Below are 24,118 nucleotides of genomic sequence, written 5' to 3'. Positions count from 1 at the left end.
TGGTTAAAGTATCTGCCCTCTTAAGTCAATGCATTTTTAGTTTTTGCCCCTGCTGGCAGGTTTTCATCTCCACTGCCCGCCAGCGACTAAACATTCATCAAAGACCGTGAAAGCGGCAACCAATCAATATTTTCATCTTTTATTTATATTAATATCCAGACATTACTCGGCGAGTTTTTTTTCGATGTCATGCAGCAATCGATGTAACATTGCGGTGTCCCGCTGCCCTAAAACACCAATGCGCTGATCGAGCCAGTCAGCCATTTTTATGTCATCAGCGACGTTGAGTTTTTCGAGCAAGGCGTGAGCACGCAGCCGTAAAGCACGCAACGGATTCTCATCGTAGTCAGTCGCCGCGTCAGCCATTTTTTGCATTAATGACGCTAATTGATAGCAATAGACCATCACCGCCTGTCCCAGATTGAGTGAGGGATAGTCCGCCACCATAGGAACGCCCGTCAAAATATCAGCCAGTGCCAGCTCCTCGTTGGTCAGGCCAGAATCTTCCCGGCCAAATACGAGTGCGCCGGTTTTTAACCACTCACTTTTTTCCTGTAGCAAGGGAACCAGTTCCTCAGGCGTGGCGTAGTAATGAAACTTTGCCCGGCTACGAGCTGTTGTGGCAATGGTGAACTGGACGTCGGCGAGCGCCTGGGCGAGAGAAGCATAAGTTTTAATATTATCAAGCACATCACCGGCACCGTGCGCCACACGACGCGCCCCATCTTCGAGATGAGCCATGCTATCCACAATGCGCAGATCCGTAAAACCCATGGTTTTCATGGCGCGAGCCGCAGCGCCAATATTTTCCGCTCTGGCGGGGGAAACGAGTACAACAGCCAGGTGCATTTTCGTTCTCTTCTTGATCGTTTAATGGAGAAAATATCGTCACCACGGACATATTTCGCGGTGAGAATTTACAATTATGTAACAGAAATTACTGTATTTCACCCTGCCAACGGTTAAAAGAAGCTAAACTGTTGAAGGGTGAAACTACTGCTCAGAATGTTAATATAACAGGCTTATCCCTATGTTTATTCATGGCATTTTGATAAGTAATGGGAATCTGCTGTTGGATTCACCATATTTATGAATTAATATTCGCAACTCGTTGGTTTATTGAAATATTGTGAAAAACGCTAACATTAAGATACAGAGATTTCACCAAAGTGTTAACGTGCTACAATTGAACTTGATATATGTCAACGAAGCGTAGTTTTATTGGGTGTCCCTTGAGTCTTAGCCTGTTATGTTGCTGTTAAAATGGTTAGGATGACAGCCGTTTTTGACGCTGTCGGGTCCAGAGGGAAAGTACCCACGACCAAGCTAATGATGTTGTTGACGTTGATGGAAAGTGCATCAAGAACGCAATTACGTACTTTAGTCATGTTTAGCCGATCATGTTAATTTTCGACATGCATCAGGCAGGTCAGGGACTTTTGTACTTCCTGTTTCGATTTAGTTGGCAATTTAGGTAGCAAACATGCAGACCCCGCACATTCTTATCGTTGAAGACGAGTTGGTAACACGCAACACGTTAAAAAGTATTTTCGAAGCAGAAGGTTACGATGTATTCGAAGCGACCGATGGCGCGGAAATGCATCAGATCCTGTCTGAAAATGACATCAACCTCGTGATCATGGATATCAACCTGCCTGGTAAGAACGGTCTGTTGTTAGCCCGTGAGCTGCGCGAGCAGGCCAATGTCGCGCTGATGTTCCTGACCGGTCGTGATAATGAAGTCGACAAAATCCTTGGCCTCGAAATTGGTGCTGACGACTATATCACTAAACCGTTCAACCCACGTGAACTGACCATCCGCGCACGCAACCTGCTGTCTCGTACCATGAATCTGGGTACTATCAGCGAAGAGCGTCGCAGCGTTGACAGCTACAAATTCAATGGCTGGGAGCTGGATATCAATAGCCGCTCGCTGGTTAGCCCGAATGGTGAGCAGTATAAGCTGCCGCGTAGTGAATTCCGCGCGATGCTGCACTTCTGCGAAAACCCGGGGAAAATTCAGTCCCGTGCGGAACTGCTGAAAAAAATGACCGGTCGTGAGCTTAAACCACACGATCGCACCGTGGATGTCACTATCCGTCGTATTCGTAAACATTTCGAATCCACGCCTGACACCCCTGAAATCATCGCCACCATTCATGGCGAAGGTTACCGTTTCTGTGGTGATTTGCAGGAATAGTCTCCCCGGTTCAACAAAAAGCGGCGCTAAGCGCCGCTTTTTTTATCACAACCTTTTCCCGTTCCCTACTTCCACAGCCGCATTCCCTCATCCGTCGGTTCACTCCTGGCAACAGATGATTTACGAACCATAGAAATTGAATACCAGTCAAACCGGCGCGTCAGGATCATCATCGCACTCAGCGCCACAAACAGCACCCCGGTCCCGAGCAGTAAGGCACTGTCTTCAGAATTCAACAGACACCACATCACCCCATATAACGTCAGTAATGCGCCGGTGAAAGGCAGACTTGCACGCCAGGTTTTCATCACGCCCTGCAGATAAAATCCATTAATAAAGCCGCCGAGCAGGCTCGCAGTTATCCACGCCGGGGTGAAACCAATATGCTCAGACAGCGCCAGGAGCACCAGATAAAACATCACCAGCGATAGCCCTACCAACAGGTACTCCATAGGGTGCATCTGCCGGGCCGTGAGACTTTCAAACACAAAGAAAGCGGCAAAAATCAGGGCGATAAGTAAAATGGCATACTTTATGGCTCTGTCGGTAAGCTGATACTGATCTGCCGGGGTAGTGATATTGACGCTAAATGCAGGCAGTCGGCCTTCATTGCCTTCACTCAGGCTCAGCATATCGCGAACTTTGCTGTCTATGTTGTTGGCAAACCAGGTACTTTGCCAGTGCGCCTGAAATCCACTGGCGGAGACTTCACGTTTTGTAGGCAGGAAATCCCCGGTAAAACGGGGGTGAGGCCAGTCGCTTAACAGCGTCAGTTCGCTGTTACGCCCGACAGGCACCACGGAGAGCGCCCCCGTGCCATTCAGGCTAAATGACATGTCAAGCATGAGGGGGTTGCGGCTTATCTCTACTGAGCCCAAAGGCGCATGCAATCCCTGCATGTTACTCACCAGGCCAGAACCGGGCTCAACGGTAAGCGTCTCACCGTTGATTTTCATGGTCTGAACCTGGCCAATACCACGGGCATCACTCAACGCCAGAACCACAAAAGGTTCACCTATTTTCAGGTTTTCGCTCGCTTCCAGCCCAAGGCGCTTTGGATCGAATTGCGCTTTAAGCGAGATATCGCCATGCCAGACCTGGCCGTCGTAAATACCGATTTGTCGTGATTCAACCTGTTGCTTAGCTTCTATCATCAGTGATTCAGGTAGCCAGTAGCGAATGAAACTTTTACTTCGACGGATCTCTTTAGGTGGCTCGTCGCCGGTGGACTCCAGCACCGTCGTGATTTCGGTCACTGGCACTGCAATCAGCGGCCCAATCAGCTTTTGCGAACCCGCGCTGCTCTGTCGCAGAACATCAGCGACCTCATCACGATAATCGCTGCGCTCTTTCACCAGATTGCTAACCATCATGAGTGGTACCAGCAGCAACGCAATACACCCTACCAGGGTAAAAACTTTCCAGAATAATGGTGATTTAAACATAACCCCTCCTTTGTCGTGCCTGCACAATAAAGGGGTTATGTGGGGAGAGTTTGAAGCTATGTGAAGTGACGGTGAAGTGCCAGACGCGCCTCGACGCCCCCTTCAGGGCGATTGCTTATCCGGATGCTTCCCTGGTGCAGACGGGCCACCTCCTGAACAAATGCCAGGCCCAGACCGCTGCTCTTGTGGCCGTCTTCGCGGGGGAGTGAGTAAAAACGCTCGAAGATACGTTCAAGCGCATAATCCGGGATCCCTTGTCCGTTATCGGAAACGGTGATCACCGTAAAGCCCTCTTCATCGTTGGCGTGCAGGTAAATTGCCCCCTTTTCCGGCGTAAAGTCGATAGCGTTATCCAGCAGATTACCAAGCGCCTGGCTTATCAGCGCGCGATCCGCCGTCGCGATAACCTGTTGCGCCTGGCATTCAAGCGTCAGTCCCTTGCGTGCCAGAATGGCGCTGCGTTCATTGGCAAGCTGTGCGAACAACTCACTCAGTTCAACCTGCGAGGGCGCAATCTCCTGGCGGTTTTCCAGCTTCGCCTGGGAAAGGAGTTTTTCAACCAGATCCTGCATGCGGGCATTTTGCGCGAGAATATTCCCCGTGAAATGGTTAACGACTTCAGGTGGCGGGCCTTCACGAAGGATCTCTGCCGCACCGCGAATGGCGGCCAACGGACTTTTTAACTCATGGGTCAGTGCATGCACGTAGTGCTCAATGTAATTCTTACCCTCAAGCTTCTGGCGCATGCTTTCCAGCGCCTGCGCGAGTTTGCGTAGCTCGCTGCTGCCAAGCGACGGCAGCGGTAGTGGTGTCTTCTCGGTGACGGCATCAGCATAGCGCGTCAGTGTGCTGATGGAACGGTTGATCCATAGCGCAATCCCGAAGCCAATCATCAGCGCAATACCGAGTAGCGCGGCGCTTGCCCAGAGGATGCGCCGCTCGCTGCGCTTAATAACCGGCGCAATCGCGCTGTTAGGTTTACCTACGCTGACGACACCGATAATATTTCCCCTGACGGTTATCGGTGCCGCCACGTACATGACGGTACTTTCCGGATCGTCAGCGTTGGAAGGGGTGCTACGTGCGCCGTATTTCCCGCGTAGGGTGAGCCAGACGTCATTCCAGCGCGAATAATCCTTCCCCAGCGCTTTTCCTGCAGAGTCAAACACCACCGTGCCGGAAGCATCAGTCATGTAAACGTGATACTCGTTACGAACTTTACGGATACCGCTGATATCGGCCCGGAAAGCATGGGTTGAAAGCGAAGCGAAAGCCTGAGCGAGCTGCCCGTTTTGCGGCTGACCGGAGAGTAAGTCCGTTCGCGCCAGCTCCGCCAGCAGCGTGGCGGTATCAATCAGCGTCCCCTCCGTTGCGCGACGCACGCCAGGTTTTATCTCCTGCACGAAGATCGACAACACGAACCATGCGGCAACGGCAACAATCAGGAAATACCCCAGCAACAGCCGCATGCCTATACGCATTAGCGGCTCCCCAGGCTGTAGCCCATACCGCGATGGGTATTGATGGGTGAAACCTCCGCATTGACTGCCCGCAATTTGGCGCGCAGCGTCTTGATGTGGGTATCAACCGTCCGATCAAAACTCTCCTGGGCATCAGACCAGACAAGATCCATGAGCTGCTGGCGTGAAAAGATCCGCCCCGGCGCATGTAACAGCGTTTTCAACAGTAAGAATTCATAGCGCGTCAGGGGGAGCGTTTCCCCACACCAGCGGACCAGCGCAGCAGGTTCATCAAGCTCAAACTGACCGACACGTACCGTTGTGGACGGGCTTGCCGCTTTCTGAAAACGCCGCAGTACGGTGCGAACCCGGGCACAGACCTCTCTGGGCGAGAAGGGCTTAGCGATGTAATCATCTGCCCCCATTTCTAGTCCCAGCAGCTTATCGATTTCATCGCTACGGGCCGTCAAAAAAAGCACGGGCAGGCCGGGCGCAACGGTCAGCAGCCGTCGGCAAAGCTCAAACCCGCTGATATCCGGTAATCCAACATCCAGAATAGCCAGATCGGGCAGTTGCCGGTTGGCCGCATCCAGAACGGGCAATCCGCGTTCGAAAGCACGAACATCAAAACCATCCTGGCGCAGCATGTAAATCAGCGTATCGGCGATGCTTACTTCGTCTTCAACCAGCCAGATTTGCGGTTGTGACATGCCTGGTCCCCTTATTTGCCCCAGGGCATGATCGGCACGGCGCTCAGCGCGTTCTTCGGCGACCCTTCCACGACTTTGTCGGAGTAGGTCAGATAGATGAGCGCGTTGCGTTTAGCATCGTAAAAGCGAACGACCTGTAGCTTCTTAAACACCAGCGACGTGCGTTTCTGGAAGACGACATCCCCCTGCGCTTTCCCCTGTTTGATTTTATCGCTGACCTCAATCGGCCCTACCTGCTGGCAGGAAATGGCGGCATCGGAGGTATCTTCCGCCAGGCCCAGCCCGCCTTTAATACCACCGGTTTTTGCTCTGCTGATATAGCAGGTCACGTTTTTAACATCCGGGTCGTCAAAGGCTTCCACAACGATTTTATGGTCCGGACCAAACATTTTAAAAACGGTGTCCACGGAGCCAATCTGTTCTGCCTGTGCGGCCGCACTCAGCAGCAGTAATGAGGAAAGGATGAGGCTTGTATATTTCATATTGTTACCATTTCTGAATATAACGTTGAGCAACTATTCATAGCCGTAGGCGAAAACGTTTATAGATCACTAATTTACAAAAATCACCATGAAAATCAGAGACAATGCGCATTTATGCGCAAAAAAAACACTGAATGCTAAAACAACAAACGATGATATTATCCCATCCTTGTATCAGGCGTTCGCCGTTTTATGGAAGAGGATAGATATGGATCAGGCTGGTATTATTCGCGATCTACTTGCATGGCTTGAAGGCCATCTCGATCAGCCGTTATCACTGGACAATGTGGCGGCAAAAGCAGGTTATTCCAAGTGGCATCTGCAAAGGATGTTCAAAGACGTGACGGGCCATGCTATCGGCGCCTACATTCGTGCCCGTCGCTTGTCTAAATCCGCTGTCGCGCTGCGTCTGACCTCGCGTCCTATTCTGGATATCGCGCTGCAATATCGGTTTGATTCGCAGCAAACCTTTACCCGCGCTTTTAAAAAGCAATTTTCACAGACTCCCGCACTCTACCGCCGTTCGCCTGACTGGAGCGCGTTTGGCATCCGCCCACCCATGCGTTTAGGCGAATTCGCCATGCCGAAACACGAGTTTGTGACGCTTCCTCCGACCCAACTGGTCGGGGTAACCCAAAGCTACACCTGCTCTCTGGAAGAGATTTCCGATTTCCGTCATCAGATGCGCATTCAGTTCTGGCGTGAATTTTTGGCTAACGCGCCTTCAGTTCCTGCGGAGATGTACGGGTTGCATGAACCGCGTCCGAGCCTGGAGAAAGATGATGAGCAGGAAGTTTTTTACACCACGGCACTGACACCAGAGATTGCGAACGGGCATATACATAACGCCCATCCCGTGCTGCTGGAAGGCGGCGACTACGTGATGTTCTCCTACGACGGCCTGGCGAGCGGTATACAGGAGTTTATCCTGACCGTATACGGCACCTGCATGCCCATGCTCAATCTGACCCGCCGTAAAGGCCAGGATATTGAACGCTTCTATCCGCAGGATGACGCACGCTCCGAAGAGCCACGTCATATTCGCTGCGAATATTTAGTGCCGGTCCGGCGTTAACGCTGCAATTCATCTAACGCAGGGGCGTCCAGATGTGACACGTCCCCTGCTGTCTCCACGACCCAGCCTGAAGCCAGCCATGCACTGTCCTGATAGTCGATTCGGGAGATAGAGCAGTTACGCAACCGCAGACGGCGTTCCGCATAAGCAGGCAGACCAAGAATGGTACTGACCAGGCAGCCCAGCGCCATGCCATGACTGACAATAAGCGGGCGGCTACCCTGCGGCAGATCGAGACAGGCCGCCAGCGCCGCGTGCATCCGGTCGCCCAGCTCCTGCATGGATTCCCCCTCGGGAATACGCCCACCCTCGGTGCCATTGACCAGCGTCCGGCGCCAGCCCTCTTCTTCTTCCGTCAGGGATTCGATACGACGTGTTTCAAGAACGCCCATATCCAGCTCACGCAGACGGGAATCAAGGGTTATCTCGCATCCACATAATTCCGCAATGATTTCAGCCGTGCGACGCGTCCGTCCAAGATCGCTGGCAATAATATGCGTGATGCCCAGCGCTTTGGCGCGCTCAGCAACCTGCCATGCCTGCTGCTCTCCTTTCTCGGTTAACGGACTGTCTGACTGGCCTTGAATACGACGCTCGGCGTTCCACTGCGTTTCACCGTGGCGAACAAGGTATACCTGTAACATGCTTTTTTATCCATTATACTGCGATGAAATTTTTTATAAGAGGACGGCTATCCCGCCATGAAGAACGCATCTCATTCCGGGTTGCCAATAATAGATTATGCACCATGTTGTCGCAGCTACCACCAATCCCGCCAAAATTCGGGCGATTCTGCACGCTTTTAATGAGATTTACGGCGAAGATTCCTGTGAAATTGAATCCGTTGACGTTGATAGCGGTGTACCGGAACAGCCACTCGGTAATGAAGAGACCCGTCTGGGTGCGCGCAACCGGGTAAACAATGCACGTCTTGCCAGACCCGATGCGACGTTTTGGGTCGCCATCGAGGCCGGTATCGATGAAGGTAGCACCTTTAGCTGGGTAGTGATTGAGAAGGGCGACCAGCGCGGCGAAGCACGCTCGGCGACCCTGCCCCTGCCAGAGGTCATTCTGGAAAAAGTCCGTGCGGGTGAAGCCCTTGGTCCGGCAATGTCACACTTCACCGGGATTGATGAAATTGGTCGTAAAGAGGGGGCCATCGGGGTATTCACCGCCGGTAAACTCACCCGTGCCAGCGTTTATCACCAGGCGGTGATTCTGGCCTTAAGCCCCTTTCACAATGCGGTCTATCGCTGAGCGTTCAGTAAAATCTCTTCCAGCCACACCCGCAGGTCGGCCGGTGCCGACTTCAGGCTGTTGGAGCCACGGGTGATGGTGGCGATACCGGCACCCAACTCTGTTTTCAGCTCACGCTGGCTCATCTCACCGCGCAGCAGCTCTTCAATTATTCGCACGCGCGTCCCCAACGCTTCACGCTCATCGGGAGTAAGCATTAAATTGAGCAGCGGGAGATGCAAATCCTTCTCATAAGATTGCCTGACGAGTTCAACGAAGCGCAGCCATTCCTGGTTGCGTTGTTCGGCCATGGCCGCTGAATAGGGTGATTGTTGGGTCATAATATTCCGCCATTTTGCTGCGTACTCGTTAAAGAGTACGCAGCATAGCATAAACATGACGATCAGTAACGACGCTGCCACTCCGCCTCGGTCAGCACAGTGGGCCTGGTGCCGTCCATGAAGAAACGATAGTAAGCGTCATAGGCGAGCACGTTTTTCACATAACCGCGCGTTTCAGAGAAGGGAATGCTTTCAATAAACGCAACCGCATCGATGCGCCCGGCACTGTTATTAAGCCAGGTCCGCACGCGACCCGGCCCGGCATTGTAGGCCGCAGAGGAGAAAATGCGGTTATTACCAAACTGCTGGTACACATACTGCAAATAGCTGGTTCCAATGTTGATATTGGTTTCCGGATCAAGCAGCTGTACCGCGTTGCTGTAGCCCGGAATATTGAACATCTTCACCGTGTGCGTTGCCGTTGCTGGCATAATTTGCATCAAACCGCTGGCCCCCACCGGTGAGCGGACTTTGGGATTCCAGGCGCTTTCCTGACGTGAGATTGCCATTGCATAGCTTTGCGGAATATCTTTCCCCTGCGTATAACGCGCATAGAGATCCTGATACGCCAGCGGGAAACGCTCCTCCAGTTGATCCCAAAGCTTACCGGCGATCGTCGCCTGAACGCTCAGATCCCACCAGTGCCGATCAAATGCGTAGCGGGCCAGCTGGGCTTGTTCTGAAACGCTGCGGCTGGTAATGAGATTGGCCCATTCGCTGCGTGCCGTATTATCCAACTGCCAGTACATGAGCTCACGGACTCTGGCCATTTCCGGCCCCTGAGAGAGTGCAGGGTCGATGTTACCTTGTGCTTTATCAATCTTCATGGTGTACGCTTCGCCCAGCCGCTGGGCCGCGACCATAGGGTAGAAGCCACGCTGCTGCATGAGCGCATGCAGGATCTCTTTTGCCTCTGTCTCACGGCCCCGCTCCAGCAGCAGATCGGCCTGCCAGTAGCGCCATTCATCTTTTTCTTTGGCATCCATCGGCAGACGGGCAAGCCAGGTATTTAACCCGGCGCGATCCCCGGTACCAATCGCCATTCGCACGCGGCGCTCTACGATAGACGTCGACTGGGATCGCATAATGGCATCATCACGCCAACGCGCCTGCTCATCGGTGACATCATTGCCCATCAGCCGCCAGGCCACGGTGTCCCGTAGGATCTGAGTTTGATCTTCATTAAGCTGCTGCGCCTGCACCAGAGATGGGATCATCAGGCGTGCATTTTCCACATCCTGACGGGCCACGCTTTCGAATGCCTCGGCTGCCATCTGCCGCGTAAAGTCCGTCGCGCCGGTGGTGCGGGCAAAATTCATGACGCTATTCGGGTCGTTGGCAAGCGTAATTATTGCCGTCGAGATGGTTTGATAATCCGATGGCATCTGCCCGGCCAGTAGCGTCACCAGTCGGGTATTTCCCGCCTTCATCGCCAGACGGATCCGTTCCAGAAATGCCAGAGGATCTTGTTTGCCAGAAGCACGCCACGCGCCAAACAGCTGGTCACACGCATTCGGTTGGCTGCTTCCGGTGAGCCAGAGTTCCTTCGCCCCCTGCCAGGCCTCCTCGGCCTGCCCGGTGTTCCACTTCGCATAGTAGTAATTACACTGCGCTTCGGTCGTTGACGGTTTTTCCGGACTGAACGCCAGCAAACCACGCCAGTCCTGTCGGCGCGCCAGCTCATTTACAAAGCGTGTCTTCAGGGTACGAGCGGGCGGAAGCGTAGGATTTTCCTGAATAAAATGGCTGACGGTGACGGTGGGTTGGTTCATCAGATCGTCAGTTATCTGGCGATATTCCAGATAGGGATAGAGCGGATAATCTTTGAGTGTCGGCATTAACTGTGCCACCACATCCATCTGCTTTTTGTCCCACGCCTGCTTAACCTGGGCGTAACGACTACGTTGTTCATCCAGCGAGTCCGCTCGCGCTGCATTACTGAGGGACAGTAAACACATACTGGCCGCCAGGTAACGCCAGGCGGCTTGTTTAGCTCTCTGCACTGCGCATTCCTCTCATCAAAACGGTCATTGCAGCCTCATGCCACAGACTCACTTAATGCTAACCGTGCCCGGCGCAACGCGCCACGTCATGCACACTTTTTTACCTTTCTCGCATGTTTTAACACAGCTTTCGAGGCTGGCTGGGATTGGACAAAGAAAACGGCTACACTCCGCTGTTGATATTACATAAAAGAGGCGAAGTCCAACGTGGCTCAATTCGTATACACCATGCACCGTGTCGGCAAAGTGGTTCCGCCGAAACGTCATATTCTTAAAAACATCTCGCTGAGTTTCTTCCCTGGCGCAAAAATTGGCGTACTGGGCCTTAACGGCGCCGGTAAATCTACCCTGCTGCGCATTATGGCCGGCATTGATACTGATATCGAAGGCGAAGCACGCCCTCAGCCGGGTCTTAAAATCGGTTACCTGCCGCAGGAGCCGCAGTTAAACCCTGAGCAAACCGTCCGTGAGTCCGTTGAAGAGGCGGTTGCAGACGTCGTTAACGCGCTGAAAGGGCTTGATGAAGTGTACGCGAAGTACGCTGAGCCGGACGCGGACTTCGATAAGCTCGCAGCGCAACAGGGCAAGTTCGAAGAAATCATTCAGGCACACGACGGTCATAACCTGAACGTACAGCTGGAACGTGCTGCTGACGCCCTGCGTCTGCCGGACTGGGATGCGAAAATCGCTAACCTCTCCGGTGGTGAACGCCGCCGTGTGGCACTCTGCCGCCTGCTGCTCGAAAAACCGGACATGCTGCTGCTCGACGAACCAACGAACCACCTCGATGCCGAATCTGTGGCCTGGCTGGAACGCTTCCTGCACGACTTCGAAGGCACCGTGGTGGCAATTACCCACGACCGTTACTTCCTCGATAACGTTGCCGGCTGGATCCTGGAGCTTGACCGCGGTGAAGGTATTCCGTGGGAAGGCAACTACTCCTCCTGGCTGGAGCAGAAAGATCAGCGTCTGGCACAGGAAGCGTCTCAGGAAGCGGCCCGTCGTAAATCCATTGAGAAAGAGCTGGAGTGGGTTCGTCAGGGCGCGAAAGGCCGTCAGTCTAAGGGCAAAGCCCGTCTGGCGCGTTTTGAAGAGCTTAACAACGTTGAGTACCAGAAACGTAACGAAACCAACGAACTCTTTATTCCGCCTGGCGCACGTCTCGGGGACAAAGTGGTTGAGGTCAGCAACCTGCGTAAGTCTTACGGCGACCGCGTGCTGATTGACGATCTGAGCTTCTCGGTACCGAAGGGCGCTATCGTCGGAATCATCGGCCCGAACGGCGCGGGTAAATCTACCCTGTTCCGCATGATGTCTGGCCAGGAACAGCCGGATGCAGGTTCAATCACCCTCGGTGATACCGTTAAACTGGCGTCCGTCGACCAGTTCCGTGACGCGATGGATAACAGCAAAACCGTCTGGGAAGAAGTCTCCGGCGGGCTGGATATCATGCGTATCGGCAACACCGAGATGCCAAGCCGCGCCTACGTTGGCCGCTTCAACTTTAAAGGTGTTGATCAGGGCAAACGCGTGGGCGAGCTGTCCGGTGGTGAACGCGGTCGTCTGCATCTGGCGAAACTGCTGCAGGTTGGCGGTAACGTGCTGCTCCTTGATGAACCAACTAACGACCTGGATATCGAAACCCTGCGTGCGTTAGAAAACGCCCTGCTGGAGTTCCCGGGTTGCGCGATGGTTATCTCGCACGACCGTTGGTTCCTTGACCGTATTGCTACCCACATTCTGGACTACCAGGATGAAGGTAAAGTGGAATTCTTTGAAGGGAACTTTACCGAGTACGAAGAGTACAAGAAACGCACCCTCGGCGCTGACGCGCTGGAGCCGAAGCGTATCAAGTACAAGCGTATTGCAAAATAAAAAGCAAAAAGGCAGCGTTAGCTGCCTTTTTTATTGTTTGCGCCTTCTCCCCGTGGGCTGAAGAATCCCCAGAAAAAAATGCGAGCACGCCTGGTCCCCTCGCCCCACCGGGGAGAGGGTTAGAGTGAGGGGGAACATGCGGCGCTTGTGGTCGTTCCGTTCACCTTATGTTCCTTGCTTTTCTGTCACGCCAGAACCCGTGAACGTGCCAGGGTGGTTCACCGCCACCACCCTGGCGACCCGGGCTCCCGGCCAGGAAAATCGCCGCTGGCGCGGCATTATTCGCCCCATCCCTGGGACTGACCCTTTCAGGGCTAGCGCAGGCGCTATTCAAAATCGCTCCCGGCAATTTTGTCGTCTTATGTCGTCTGACTATCGGGTCGGGGACCAGCCTGCCTCCCTGCAGGCTATCCCCTCCGCCCGCTTCCCTGCGGGCGGACCCGGTCAGCCGTCACGCCTCATCGATTTTCAGCCGGACCCTGTCATCGCGGTGACGGTTTTATTCTCATTTCGCCGTGGTATCGCTGTAAAACGTCATAGTACTGGGGATCTTTCAGCCCTGTGGGAGAGGGCCGGGGTGAGAGCAGCAGACCACGGGCCCTACCCCTCCTCCCCCATCAACTCTCTCACCAGCTCCACACAGTGCAGAAACCGCGAATCGTAATCCGGCTCTTCAACGTGTCGCCAGGTGATATTGTTCTCTTTGAGCATCTCCACCAGCATGTTCTGGAACTCCCGGCGGTCCACTGAACTGCCCAGACTTCGCAGCCCATCGGCTACCCAGGGGACGTTATTTTCCAGCAGGATCACAAGGTCAAACCGGTACTCGTCGATCATCGCCTGCACGAAGGGATGTTCGCGCCCTTCATACTTCAGGCAAAAGGCCTGAGTGGTCACGAAGTCGGTGTCAATAAACGCGATTTTATTGGCGTATTTAACAGCAAAATCAATGTACTGCGCCTGACCTAAGGCGATTTTGTCATAGTCAGAATATTGCAGCGCCATCTCATCGCCACCCAGGTGAGAGAAAACATAATCCCGCCCGTACTCCCAGGCGCTGGTGGTATTGAAAATATTGGCGAGCTTATTTACCAGCGTCGATTTTCCGCTGGACTCCCCGCCGAGGATAGCCACGGTGCGTACAAAAAACGGCTTCACTTCGGTCGGAATATAATCCCAGTAGCGGAACGGATTCGCACGGATCTGCCCGCCGCTGATGTTCATGAATGTGCGTTTCGGGTCGATTAACACCGTCTGCACGCCGAGATGTTCGAGATATTGCTCCGCATCCGCCTCTTCTGAGGTGTAAATCCAGTTAGGCTGAATCCCCTTTTCGTCCATGAAAGCGTTGATGCCTTTGCTCCAGACATCCCAGCCGTGCGGATAGGGCTCCATCCCCTCTTCGTTAAAGGCATGGATGCGAATATTTTTTTGGTATTTGAAGGTTTGAAGCAGCCAGCGCAGGCGATCGCTGATGGTTGGCTGCTGAGACATGGCGCTGTTTTCAAAAAGCTCACGGTCGCGCTTTTCGTCATACCCCATCACGATATGCAGTTCATCGACCTGACTACAGGCGCGCTGAATCAGATAAATATGCCCGGTGTGTAACGGGTAAAATTTACCAAAGACCACGCCGATGTTTTTCTGCTGGCGGGGAAATTCAAGACCAAGAAAGCGGTGTAACGCCTCCAGCTTTTGTGCGCTGGGGCTTTTGATTTTGGCGTTAAGCAGTTGGCTTAAATAGCCCTTGGTCATGCCGCTTGCATCCGCAACCTGCTGCAAAGTGCAGCCCTTCTGGCGGATGGCAGTTTTTAGATAGTCGAATGACGACATAATGAGTCGGTGCCTCCTGCGTGTTCGAATACGTTATTATAGGTCGTCAAAAACACTTAAGGCATCTGAAAGCTTCTTCACACCAAAGACTTGCATCCCTTCAGGCGCCTTTTTCGGCACGTTGGCTGCAGGCACAATCGCACGACGAAAACCATGTTTTGCCGCTTCTGCAATGCGCTCCTGCCCGCTCGGCACCGGGCGAATTTCTCCCGCCAGGCCCACTTCACCAAAGACCACCAGATCCTGCGGCAGCGGCCTGTCGCGCAGACTGGAAACCATTGCCAGCAGCAGCGCCAGGTCAGCACTGGTTTCTGTTACCTTCACGCCGCCCACCACGTTGACAAAGACGTCCTGATCGGCCATCTGCAGACCACCGTGGCGATGCAGCACTGCCAGCAAAATAGCCAGCCGGTTTTGCTCAAGCCCGACGGCGACACGCCGTGGGTTGCCCATCATTGACTGATCCACCAGCGCCTGAATCTCTACCAGCAGCGGACGCGTTCCTTCCCACAGCACCATGACAGAGCTGCCGGAGGTTACTTCATCACCACGGCTCAGAAAGATGGCTGACGGGTTACTGACTTCGCGCAGCCCCTGCTCGGTCATCGCGAACACACCGAGTTCGTTCACCGCACCAAAACGGTTTTTGTGACTACGCAGAGTACGGAAACGGGAATCCGCATCGCCATCAAGCATCACCGAGCAGTCGATGCAGTGTTCAAGCACTTTTGGCCCGGCCAGCGAGCCGTCTTTGGTGACATGCCCCACCATCACAATCGCCACCCCGCGTGTCTTGGCAAAACGCGTCAGCCAGGCGGCGGTTTCACGCACCTGCGCCACGCTGCCCGGTGAGGACTGGATCTCAGCCATGTGCATGACCTGGATGGAGTCAATAACCATCAGCTTCGGCTGCTCTTCTTCCGCAATCATGCAGATCTGCTCAATGCTGGTTTCCGAGAGCATATTCAGATTACCAGTCGGCAGGCCCAGACGGTGCGCGCGCATTGCCACCTGCTGTAAAGACTCCTCACCCGTGACGTACAGCGTTTTCATCTGTTCGGCGAGCCGGCAAAGCGTTTGCAGCAGCAACGTGGATTTACCCGCCCCCGGATTACCGCCAATCAGAATGGCGCTCCCCGGCACCACACCGCCGCCGAGTACGCGGTCAAACTCTTTAAATCCTGTCGAGAAGCGCGGCAGTGCCTCCAGGCTGATTTCAGAGAGCTTTTGTACTTTAGAGACACCCGCATTGCCCGCATAACCGCTCAGGCGCTCATTACGTGCTACGGCTGGCGAAGCGGCTATACCACGCACTTCGGTGATGGTGTTCCAGGCATGACAGGCGCTGCACTGCCCCTGCCAGCGCGGATAATCGGCACCACATTCATTACAGACAAATGCGCGTTTTGGAGCTTTCGCCACGGAGACCTCGTCTATTTTTTACTGATGCTGGCTGAGAGAATGCAGAACACCCCCATCAGGTCAGCGTGACGGATGGTAACTTCCGCCTTCTCGTTAACTTTCGGTTTGGCATGGTAGGCAATGCCCAGGCCAGCAGCTTTGATCATCGGCAGATCGTTCGCGCCATCACCGATAGCGATAGTCTGGGTAAGGGGAATATCAAATTTTTCAGCAAGTTCGGTAAGCGTTTTTGCTTTGTACTGCGCATCGACAATATCGCCCAGCACGTTGCCGGTGAACTTACCGTCAAAGGTTTCCAACTGATTGGCGACCGCCGCTGCTAAATTCAGTTTATCGCGCAGATGGTCGGCAAAAAAGGTAAAGCCACCGGACGCGATAGCCACTTTCCAGCCCAGCGTTTGCATTTTCAGTACCATCTGGGTAAGCCCTGGCATCAGGGGCAGCGTTTCACGAACCTGATGGAGAATGGTGGCATCGGCGCCCTTGAGCGTCGCCACCCGGCTGCGCAGGCTGGCAGTGAAGTCCAGCTCACCGCGCATCGCACGTTCCGTGACTTCAGCCACCTGCTCACCGGTTCCCGCCAGTTTGGCAATTTCATCAATGCACTCGATTTGAATGGCCGTGGAGTCCATGTCCATAACCATCAGACCGGGGGCACGCAGCGACGGGATCTTACCGAGTGGGGCGACGTCCAGTCCGTTATCGTGCGCCAGGCGCGTTGCGCGCGGCGTTAGCGAACCGGCAAGGCGAATCACCTGATAGTCATCGACGCGCCAGGCCGCGACGATGACCATCGCCGCCCCCAGTTTCCGCTGCCAGGCGGTCAGGTGGGCTTTATCCAGTTTACGTCCGTACAGAAGCCATCCGCTGCGTCCTGCGTGATAATCCAGGGGCATGACCTCATCGCCACTTAAAGAGAGCGGCAAACCAGGCCACTGAGAAACGTCGTTGGGCAGGTCGCACCAGGTCAAATTATTCGGCATTACAGCTCCTGTAGGGATATGTGCTGAGGTAAAAATAACGCATGAGGCTACCTTGTAACCAGCGCTTCTGGCAACATTAAGCCGCAAATTTTCAACAGGTGGAATATGGCTCGCGCAAAACTTAAATTCAGGCTTCATCGCGCTGTGATCGTGCTTTTCTGTCTGGCTCTGCTGGTCGCCCTGATGCAAGGTGCCTCCTGGTTCAGCCAGAATCATCAGCGTCAGCGAAATCCGCAGTTCGAGGAGCTTGCCCGCACGCTGGCAAAGCAGGTGACGCTGAACCTTGCGCCGCTGATGCGCACCGAAACGCCTGATGAAAAACGGATTGGCGTAGTGCTTCGGCAATTAACGGAAGAGAGCCGGATTCTGGATGCGGGGGTCTACGATGAAAGCGGCGATCTTGTCGCACGCGCCGGGGAGAGCGTAGAGGTGCGCGACAGGCTGGCCCTGGATGGAAAAAAAGCCGGCGGCTACTTCAACCAGCAAATTGTTGAGCCGATACAAGGAAAGAGTGGCCCGCTGGGTTATCTGCGTTTAACGCTTGATACCCATACGCTGGCGACGGAATCCAAACAGGTCGACAACACCACGAATATTCTCCGCCTGATGCTGCTGCTCTCCCTGGCAATTGGTGTGGTACTCACGCGCACGCTCTTGCAGGGCAAACGCACTCGCTGGCAACAATCCCCCTTCCTGCTGACCGCCAACAAACCCGTCGCGGAAGAAGAAGAGAGCGAAAAGAAAGAGTAGTGGTCAGGTAAGCTACTCATGACGAAAAGGAAAAATTCTATGACAACATTACGCCTGCTTATCTCTGACTCTTACGATCCCTGGTTCAATCTGGCGGTTGAAGAGTGTATTTTTCGCCAGATGCCAGCCACGCAGCGCGTGCTCTTTTTATGGCGCAACGCCGACACGGTGGTGATTGGCCGGGCGCAGAACCCGTGGAAAGAGTGCAATACGCGGCGCATGGAAGAAGATAACGTCCGTCTCGCGCGACGCAGTAGCGGCGGTGGCGCAGTCTTTCACGATCTCGGTAACACCTGTTTTACCTTTATGGCAGGCAAGCCAGAGTATGACAAAACCATCTCCACCTCGATTGTACTCACTGCGCTAAACGCGCTTGGGGTAACGGCGGAGGCTTCCGGGCGAAATGATCTGGTGGTTAAAACCGATGAAGGCGATCGCAAAGTCTCAGGCTCAGCCTACCGCGAAACCAAAGATCGCGGTTTCCACCACGGCACGCTGTTACTGAATGCGGATTTAAGCCGTCTGGCGAATTACCTCAATCCGGACAAGAAAAAACTACAGGCTAAAGGCATCACGTCGGTGCGTGGACGCGTCGCGAATTTGGTCGATCTGTTGCCAGGTGTCACTCATGAACGCATTTGCGAGGCGGTAACGGAAGCATTCTTCGCCCATTACGGTGAGCGAGTAGAGGCTGAAATCATTTCACCGGATAAGACCCCGGATCTGCCAAACTTCGCTGAAACCTTTGCCCGCCAGAGCAGTTGGGAGTGGAACTTTGGTCAGGCACCGGCGTTTAGCCACTTACTGGATGAGCGTTTCACCTGGGGCGGCGTGGAGCTGCATTTCGACGTGGAGAAAGGCCATATCACCCGCACACAGGTGTTTACCGATAGCCTGAACCCTGCGCCGCTCGAAGCACTCGCAGCCCGTTTACAAGGGTGTTTATACCGTGCCGATGCGTTAGTCCAGGAGTGTGAGGCATTGGTGGGAGATTTCCCCGACCAGGAAACCGAACTGCGTGAACTGACGACGTGGATTGCGGGGGCGGTGCGATAATCCCCTTACGCCAGCCGCTGGATAATCGAGGCGGCCAGCGTTAACTTTTCTCGCATCGCGCGGGCGAGATCCTGAAAACCCGCGCTGATGCGTTTGTCATCCAACACCTGTTGCCAGAATTCCCCGGCGAGCGGCACCGCAAACATCCATGCCGCTTTGCTTACCGTAGATCCACGTTGATATCACTAGCCTCGTTGCGCATCGCACCTGAATTCGCTGGCGCAAACGACATCGGCAGCTTCCCTGCGGCCAGCAGGGGTACAGCACACCAAACTGACTTGCGCTTCCCTGAGCATTGACCTGCCAGAGAGGAAAAGAAGAGATACCGCGTACCGGCCTGATGAGTGCATAACGTGTTGCCTGAGCTTTACCAAACTGCACTATCTCAGCATGTGCTGACACAAGACGCGAGAACGTTGCCTGGCTGATTCCCAGCGACTGCCGCAGGTCAGGGGCGGAACGCGGCTCTTGCAGGAGTAAATCGGTTAATGCGCTCATGGATGAATAGATTAATGAATAGATATATGGCGTTATTGTTATGAAAGAAAAGGAGAAAGAGGAAAGAGAGGAAAATAAATGAATAGATAAAACGGGCAGCATAGCGCTACCCGTTTGAAAAATGCTTACTCTTTGTCGCCCAGCAGAACAGATTCCAGCGCGATTTTGATCATGTCGTTGAAGGTGGTCTGACGTTCAGCAGAAGTGGTCTGCTCGTGGGTACGGATATGGTCGGAAACGGTACAGATGGTCAGCGCTTTTGCACCAAACTCGGCCGCAACACCATAGATGCCCGCCGCTTCCATTTCCACGCCCAGGATGCCGTATTTCTCCATCACGTCAAACATCTCGCCGCCGTCCGGTGCATAGAACAGGTCCGCAGAGAAGATGTTACCGACGCGGGCATCAACGCCCAGCGCTTTAGCGGCATCAACGGCATTACGCACCATGTCGAAGTCAGCAATCGCAGCAAAGTCGTGATCCTTGAAACGCATACGGTTGACTTTGGAGTCGGTGCAGGCACCCATACCGATAACGATATCACGCAGTTTTACGTCCATGCGTACTGCGCCACAGGAGCCCACACGGATGATTTTCTTCACGCCGAAATCGGTGATCAGCTCTTTCGCGTAAATGGAGCAGGACGGGATACCCATACCGTGGCCCATCACGGAGATTTTACGGCCTTTATAGGTACCGGTATAACCCAGCATGCCGCGAACGTTATTTACTTCGCGGATATCTTCAAAGAACGTCTCAGCAATGTGTTTGGCGCGCAGCGGATCGCCCGGCATCAGAACAACATCAGCGAAATCACCCATTTCAGCGTTAATGTGAGGAGTGGCCATCTTCAGTTCCTTTTTATTTTTAAATTCACCCTCTCCTGTGGGAGAGGGTTGGGGTGAGGGCATCAGGCCGCACCCATGTTTCATGTAGGAGAAGGTTGGGATGGGCATCAAGCGCTGCCCACCCCTACGCATTTAAAGCATGTTTTTGCCATAGTCCATCGGCGAAGTTCCGAAGAACGAGGCGACAGTCTGGCCAATATCCGCAAAGGTTTCACGGTGTCCCAACGAGCCTGGTTTCACTTTCGGGCCGTAGATCAGCACCGGAATGTGTTCACGGGTATGATCGGTGCCCTGCCAGGTCGGGTCGCAGCCGTGGTCAGCGGTCAAGATCAGAATATCATCTTCACCGACCAGCTCCATCAGCTCCGGCAGACGACGGTCAAACAGCTCCAGGCCGCCAGCGTAGCCTGCGACATCACGACGGTGACCCCATGATGAGTCGAAATCCACGAAGTTGGTAAAGACAATGGTGTTATCACCCGCCGTTTTCATCTCCTGAACGGTGGCGTCAAAGAGGGCGTCCAGACCGGTCGCTTTCACTTTTTTGGTGATACCACAGTTGGCGTAGATGTCCGCGATTTTACCCACGGAGACCACCTGGCCGTCTTTTTCATCGACAAATTTCTGCAGCACCGTCGCAGACGGTGGCTCAACGGCGAGGTCATGACGGTTGCCGGTGCGCTGGAAGTTACCCGCTTTATCGCCAACAAATGGACGAGCGATAACGCGACCAATGTTGTAACCACCTTCGGTCAGCTCTTCACGTGCGATTTCACACAGCTCGTAAAGCTTATCCAGGCCATAGGTCTCTTCATGACAGGCAATCTGGAATACGGAGTCAGCGGAGGTATAGAAAATCGGCTTACCGGTTTTCATGTGCTCTTCGCCGAGCTGATCGAGGATAACGGTGCCGGAAGAGTGGCAGTTGCCAAGGTAACCTGGCAGGTTGGCGCGCTTGACCAGCTTATCCAGCAGTTCCTGCGGGAAGCTGTTTTCATGATCGGAGAAATAACCCCAATCAAACAGAACCGGCACACCGGCGATTTCCCAGTGGCCTGACGGGGTATCTTTACCGGAAGAGAGCTCGTGCGCCCAGGCATATGCGCCCACCACTTCCGCGTTACCGTCCATACCAGCAGCAATTTTACCGGTAGAACCTTCATGCGCTTTGACCAGACCCAGGCGGGTCAGGTTTGGCAGATTCAGCGGGCCCTGACGACCGTTGTCCGCTTCGCCTTTGGCACAGGCTTCTGCGATATGACCGAGGGTATCGGAACCCACGTCACCAAAACGTTCTGCATCTTCTGTTGCGCCGATGCCGAAGGAGTCCAGCACCATAATAAATGCACGTTTCATATTGTTCTCCGTACGTAGTGCTTCAAAAAATAGCGATCAGATCAGTATACAGTTATTCAGCGATACGACGATAGACCGTTGGTGTGGATTCTGGTGCTTTATCGTCAAGCGTAATCGCCGCTTTCACGGCTTTCGCTGCTTCCTGCCAGCTGTTTTCGTCTTTCGCGTGGATCACGGCCAGCGGACGCTGTCCATCGACGCTTTCGCCGAGGCGAGCCATATCCGTAAAGCCGACGCTGTAGTCAATAGTGTCAGAGGCCTGGCGACGACCGCCGCCCATCGACACGACGGCCATGCCGAGCGCACGGGTATCCATCGCCGACACAAAACCTTCATGGTCTGCGTAGACCGCTTTCGTCAGCATCGCGGTGGGCAGGTATCTGGCGTAATTTTCGACAAAATCGGTTGGGCCTTTCTGGGCTGCAACCATGCGACCAAAGATCTCTGCCGCTTTGCCGTTGTCCAGTACCGCCTGCAGCTTCACGCGCGCTTCGGCGTCATCGCTGGCAAGTTTGCCTGAAATCAACATCTCAACGCACAGCGCCATAGTCACGTCGAACAGACGCGGGTTACGGTATTCGCCGGTCAGGAACTGCACGGCTTCACGGACTTCAACGGCATTACCCGCGCTGGAGGCCAGCACCTGGTTCATGTCGGTGAGCAGCGCGGTGGTGCGCACGCCTGCGCCGTTGGAGACGCCAACGATCGCTTCGGCAAGCGCCGCAGAGAGTTCAAATGTCGGCATAAAGGCCCCGCTGCCCACCTTCACGTCCATCACCAGCGCATCCAGCCCTTCAGCCAGTTTCTTGGCGAGGATCGAGGCGGTGATCAGCGGAATGGAGTCGACGGTCGCGGTAATGTCACGCGTGGCGTAAAAACGCTTATCCGCCGGGGCAAGAGAGCTGGTCTGGCCGATAATCGCCACACCAACATCTTTAATAATGTCGCGGAAGCGCTGGTCATCCGGGAAGATATCGAAGCCCGGAATGGCTTCCAGTTTGTCCAGCGTACCGCCGGTATGCCCCAGGCCGCGCCCGGAGATCATCGGGATGTAACCGCCACATGCGGCGACCATCGGTCCCAGCATCAGCGAGGTCACGTCACCCACACCGCCGGTGGAGTGTTTATCGACAATCGGGCCGTTGAGGTTAAGGCTTTTCCAGTCCAGCACCGTTCCTGAATCTCGCATTGCCATGGTCAGCGAAACACGCTCAGGCATCGACATATCATGAAAGAAAATGGTCATCGCCAGCGCAGCAATCTGCCCTTCGGAAACGGTATTATCGCGAATACCATTGATAAAAAAGCGAATTTCTTCTTCGCTTAACGCATGACCATCACGTTTTTTACGAATAATTTCTTGTGCGAGAAACACGGTACCCCCGAACAATCAGGTTAAGGGCGGCGGATGAGCCGCCGCAATGAAAAGCAAGATTTACTCAAATCATTCAGGCTGCAGGAAGGCGGTAAGGAAGCGTATCCCAGGCGCTTACCAAAACAAGTGGCCTGGGTAAGGAGGTGCAGCCAACGCACCTGCAGCCTGAAGCAGGATGAGTGAATCAGTAGCTGCTTGCGCTCTTACCGTCGCCGTGGCCCAACGCCTTTAACAGGCTTGCCAGCAGGCTGGACGCGCCAAAGCGATAGTGGCGGGCATCCGCCCAGTCAGCACCGAACAGCGCATCGGCAATCGCCAGATACTGCTGCGCGTCTTCAGCGGTACGCACGCCACCAGCCGGTTTGAAACCAACGGTTTTCTCAACGCCCATATCACGGATCACTTCCAGCATAATGCGAGCGCTTTCCGGCGTGGCATTGACCGGTACTTTACCGGTAGACGTTTTAATAAAATCCGCCCCGGCTTTGATGGAGATTTCAGAGGCCTTACGGATCAACGCTTCTTCTTTCAGCTCACCGGTTTCGATGATGACTTTCAACAGCACGTTTGCCGCCGCACAGGCTTCTTTACAGGCTTTGACCAGATCAAAACCCACCTGCTCGTTACCGGCGATCAGCGCACGGTACGGGAACACCACGTCCACTTCGTCTGCACCATAAGCGATAGCAGCGCGGGTTTCCGCCAGGGCAATATCAATGTCGTCGTTACCATGCGGAAAGTTAGTTACCGTCGCGATACGCACATCGGGGGTGCCCTGCGCATTCAGCGTTTTACGCGCAATCGGAATAAAACGCGGATAGATACAGATGGCCGCCGTGTTACCCACTGCAGTTTTTGCCTGATGGCACAGGGCGATGACTTTTTCATTGGTGTCATCGTCGTTAAGGGTAGTCAGGTCCATCAGTTTAAGCGCACGCAGGCTGCTTGCAGTTAAATCAGTCATAGCTCTCTCCGTCGGCAACTGCCGATTTAGTCGGGTCTGTTATTATTCTAACATTTACCCATCATCACACTTCGACACTCATCACAGTTAATGAAAACGACATACACATTTGCAAAACCATAATGAGACATTCATCAAATTTTTGTATTACGCGAAGAACGTTACTGGCTATTTAGCGGGTGTGGATCAAGAGAGACGAATCACCG

23 protein-coding genes and 1 pseudogene are annotated in these 24,118 nt (G+C 54.1%); 6 read left to right on the top strand and 18 right to left on the bottom strand.

All coding sequences use genetic code 11. From position 1 onward, the window contains the following. Window positions 1–162: 162 nt before the first annotated feature. Together KXR87_RS04690 and yjjY are read right to left on the bottom strand one after the other, a co-directional pair. Window positions 163–849 (bottom strand): tRNA/rRNA methyltransferase, encoded by a 687-nt coding sequence (locus KXR87_RS04690; protein WP_437431094.1) that lies wholly within the window; start codon window positions 847–849, stop codon window positions 163–165. 398 nt (window positions 850–1,247) lie between these two features. Then, on the bottom strand, window positions 1,248–1,388 hold the full coding sequence (gene yjjY, locus KXR87_RS04685) for a protein YjjY (RefSeq protein WP_121497538.1): 141 nt from the start codon (window positions 1,386–1,388) through the stop codon (window positions 1,248–1,250). A 95-nt stretch (window positions 1,389–1,483) separates the two neighbouring features. On the opposite strand from yjjY, the gene arcA reads away from it, so the two are divergent. After that, a complete protein-coding gene (arcA, locus tag KXR87_RS04680; protein ID WP_437431093.1) occupies window positions 1,484–2,200 on the top strand; it encodes a two-component system response regulator ArcA in 717 nt (238 codons plus the stop codon). 65 nt (window positions 2,201–2,265) lie between these two features. On the opposite strand, the gene creD is transcribed toward arcA, so the two are convergent. From creD to creA, 4 genes are read right to left on the bottom strand one after another with little or no spacing between them, the layout of a single operon-like run. Beyond that, complete coding sequence (gene creD / locus KXR87_RS04675) at window positions 2,266–3,645, bottom strand: cell envelope integrity protein CreD (protein ID WP_437431092.1); 1,380 nt, start codon at window positions 3,643–3,645, stop codon at window positions 2,266–2,268. A 56-nt stretch (window positions 3,646–3,701) separates the two neighbouring features. Then, window positions 3,702–5,126 (bottom strand): two-component system sensor histidine kinase CreC, encoded by a 1,425-nt coding sequence (gene creC, locus KXR87_RS04670; RefSeq protein WP_437431091.1) that lies wholly within the window; start codon window positions 5,124–5,126, stop codon window positions 3,702–3,704. After that, a complete protein-coding gene (gene creB, locus KXR87_RS04665) occupies window positions 5,126–5,815 on the bottom strand; it encodes a two-component system response regulator CreB (protein ID WP_437431090.1) in 690 nt (229 codons plus the stop codon). Before creB ends, creC begins: the two co-directional genes overlap by 1 nt. An 11-nt stretch (window positions 5,816–5,826) precedes the next feature. After that, the gene (gene creA, locus KXR87_RS04660) at window positions 5,827–6,297 is read right to left on the bottom strand and encodes a protein CreA (RefSeq protein ID WP_437431089.1); all 471 of its coding nucleotides are present in this window, start codon (window positions 6,295–6,297) and stop codon (window positions 5,827–5,829) included. Window positions 6,298–6,505: 208 nt separating this feature from the next. Here creA and robA point away from each other — a divergent pair, with 208 nt between their 5' ends. Further along, complete coding sequence (gene robA / locus KXR87_RS04655) at window positions 6,506–7,372, top strand: MDR efflux pump AcrAB transcriptional activator RobA (protein ID WP_437431088.1); 867 nt, start codon at window positions 6,506–6,508, stop codon at window positions 7,370–7,372. Here robA and gpmB read toward each other — a convergent pair. Further along, window positions 7,369–8,016 carry a 2,3-diphosphoglycerate-dependent phosphoglycerate mutase GpmB gene (gene gpmB / locus KXR87_RS04650; protein WP_437431087.1) on the bottom strand — a complete coding sequence of 216 codons (648 nt, stop codon included), beginning with the start codon at window positions 8,014–8,016 and terminating at the stop codon, window positions 7,369–7,371. The two genes, robA and gpmB, sit on opposite strands and share 4 nt — an antisense overlap. 97 nt (window positions 8,017–8,113) lie before the next feature. Between gpmB and yjjX the strand changes: the two genes are divergently transcribed. After that, a complete protein-coding gene (gene yjjX / locus KXR87_RS04645) occupies window positions 8,114–8,629 on the top strand; it encodes an inosine/xanthosine triphosphatase (protein ID WP_437431086.1) in 516 nt (171 codons plus the stop codon). Here the strand turns inward: yjjX and trpR are convergent. Together trpR and sltY are read right to left on the bottom strand one after the other, a co-directional pair. Further along, on the bottom strand, window positions 8,620–8,949 hold the full coding sequence (trpR, locus tag KXR87_RS04640) for a trp operon repressor (RefSeq protein WP_437431085.1): 330 nt from the start codon (window positions 8,947–8,949) through the stop codon (window positions 8,620–8,622). The two genes, yjjX and trpR, sit on opposite strands and share 10 nt — an antisense overlap. Window positions 8,950–9,011: 62 nt before the next feature. After that, on the bottom strand, window positions 9,012–10,952 hold the full coding sequence (gene sltY / locus KXR87_RS04635) for a murein transglycosylase (protein ID WP_437431084.1): 1,941 nt from the start codon (window positions 10,950–10,952) through the stop codon (window positions 9,012–9,014). Between the two features lie 207 nt (window positions 10,953–11,159). Here sltY and ettA point away from each other — a divergent pair, with 207 nt between their 5' ends. Continuing rightward, window positions 11,160–12,827, top strand: a complete 1,668-nt coding sequence (gene ettA / locus KXR87_RS04630) for an energy-dependent translational throttle protein EttA (protein WP_437431083.1) — start codon at window positions 11,160–11,162, stop codon at window positions 12,825–12,827. A 600-nt stretch (window positions 12,828–13,427) separates the two neighbouring features. On the opposite strand, the gene nadR is transcribed toward ettA, so the two are convergent. From nadR to serB, 3 genes are read right to left on the bottom strand one after another with little or no spacing between them, the layout of a single operon-like run. After that, entirely contained in the window at window positions 13,428–14,660 is a 1,233-nt protein-coding gene (gene nadR / locus KXR87_RS04625; protein ID WP_437431082.1) for a multifunctional transcriptional regulator/nicotinamide-nucleotide adenylyltransferase/ribosylnicotinamide kinase NadR, read from the bottom strand. Between the two features lie 36 nt (window positions 14,661–14,696). Next, window positions 14,697–16,082 carry a DNA repair protein RadA gene (radA, locus tag KXR87_RS04620; RefSeq protein WP_437431081.1) on the bottom strand — a complete coding sequence of 462 codons (1,386 nt, stop codon included), beginning with the start codon at window positions 16,080–16,082 and terminating at the stop codon, window positions 14,697–14,699. An 11-nt stretch (window positions 16,083–16,093) separates the two neighbouring features. Further along, on the bottom strand, window positions 16,094–17,065 hold the full coding sequence (gene serB / locus KXR87_RS04615; protein WP_437431080.1) for a phosphoserine phosphatase: 972 nt from the start codon (window positions 17,063–17,065) through the stop codon (window positions 16,094–16,096). Between the two features lie 105 nt (window positions 17,066–17,170). Between serB and KXR87_RS04610 the strand changes: the two genes are divergently transcribed. Further along, window positions 17,171–17,815: a YtjB family periplasmic protein gene (locus KXR87_RS04610; RefSeq protein WP_437431079.1), complete on the top strand. Its 645-nt coding sequence runs from the start codon at window positions 17,171–17,173 to the stop codon at window positions 17,813–17,815. Between the two features lie 39 nt (window positions 17,816–17,854). Beyond that, window positions 17,855–18,871, top strand: a complete 1,017-nt coding sequence (gene lplA, locus KXR87_RS04605; RefSeq protein ID WP_437431078.1) for a lipoate--protein ligase LplA — start codon at window positions 17,855–17,857, stop codon at window positions 18,869–18,871. A gap of 5 nt (window positions 18,872–18,876) precedes the next feature. Here lplA and KXR87_RS04600 read toward each other — a convergent pair whose 3' ends face one another. The 6 genes and pseudogenes from KXR87_RS04600 to deoC all read right to left on the bottom strand — a co-directional run bounded on the left by KXR87_RS04600 (window position 18,877) and on the right by deoC (window position 23,912). Then, the gene (locus KXR87_RS04600) at window positions 18,877–19,017 is read right to left on the bottom strand and encodes a hypothetical protein (RefSeq protein WP_437431216.1); all 141 of its coding nucleotides are present in this window, start codon (window positions 19,015–19,017) and stop codon (window positions 18,877–18,879) included. An 88-nt stretch (window positions 19,018–19,105) separates the two neighbouring features. Further along, window positions 19,106–19,369 (bottom strand): annotated as a pseudogene (locus KXR87_RS04595) (type II toxin-antitoxin system HipA family toxin YjjJ); the annotation flags it as partial. Window positions 19,370–19,494: 125 nt separating this feature from the next. Further along, complete coding sequence (gene deoD, locus KXR87_RS04590) at window positions 19,495–20,217, bottom strand: purine-nucleoside phosphorylase (RefSeq protein ID WP_047371922.1); 723 nt, start codon at window positions 20,215–20,217, stop codon at window positions 19,495–19,497. Window positions 20,218–20,349: 132 nt separating this feature from the next. Then, a complete protein-coding gene (gene deoB, locus KXR87_RS04585; RefSeq protein ID WP_437431077.1) occupies window positions 20,350–21,573 on the bottom strand; it encodes a phosphopentomutase in 1,224 nt (407 codons plus the stop codon). 52 nt (window positions 21,574–21,625) lie between these two features. Beyond that, window positions 21,626–22,948, bottom strand: a complete 1,323-nt coding sequence (gene deoA, locus KXR87_RS04580) for a thymidine phosphorylase (protein WP_437431076.1) — start codon at window positions 22,946–22,948, stop codon at window positions 21,626–21,628. 184 nt (window positions 22,949–23,132) lie between these two features. Beyond that, window positions 23,133–23,912, bottom strand: coding sequence for a deoxyribose-phosphate aldolase (deoC, locus tag KXR87_RS04575; protein ID WP_437431075.1), 780 nt, complete (start codon window positions 23,910–23,912; stop codon window positions 23,133–23,135). Window positions 23,913–24,118 lie beyond the last annotated feature (206 nt).

The organism is Yokenella regensburgei (assembly GCF_051486985.1).
Lineage (GTDB): Bacteria > Pseudomonadota > Gammaproteobacteria > Enterobacterales > Enterobacteriaceae > CBFFRJ01.
This window is presented reverse-complemented; position numbering and strand designations above follow the sequence as displayed.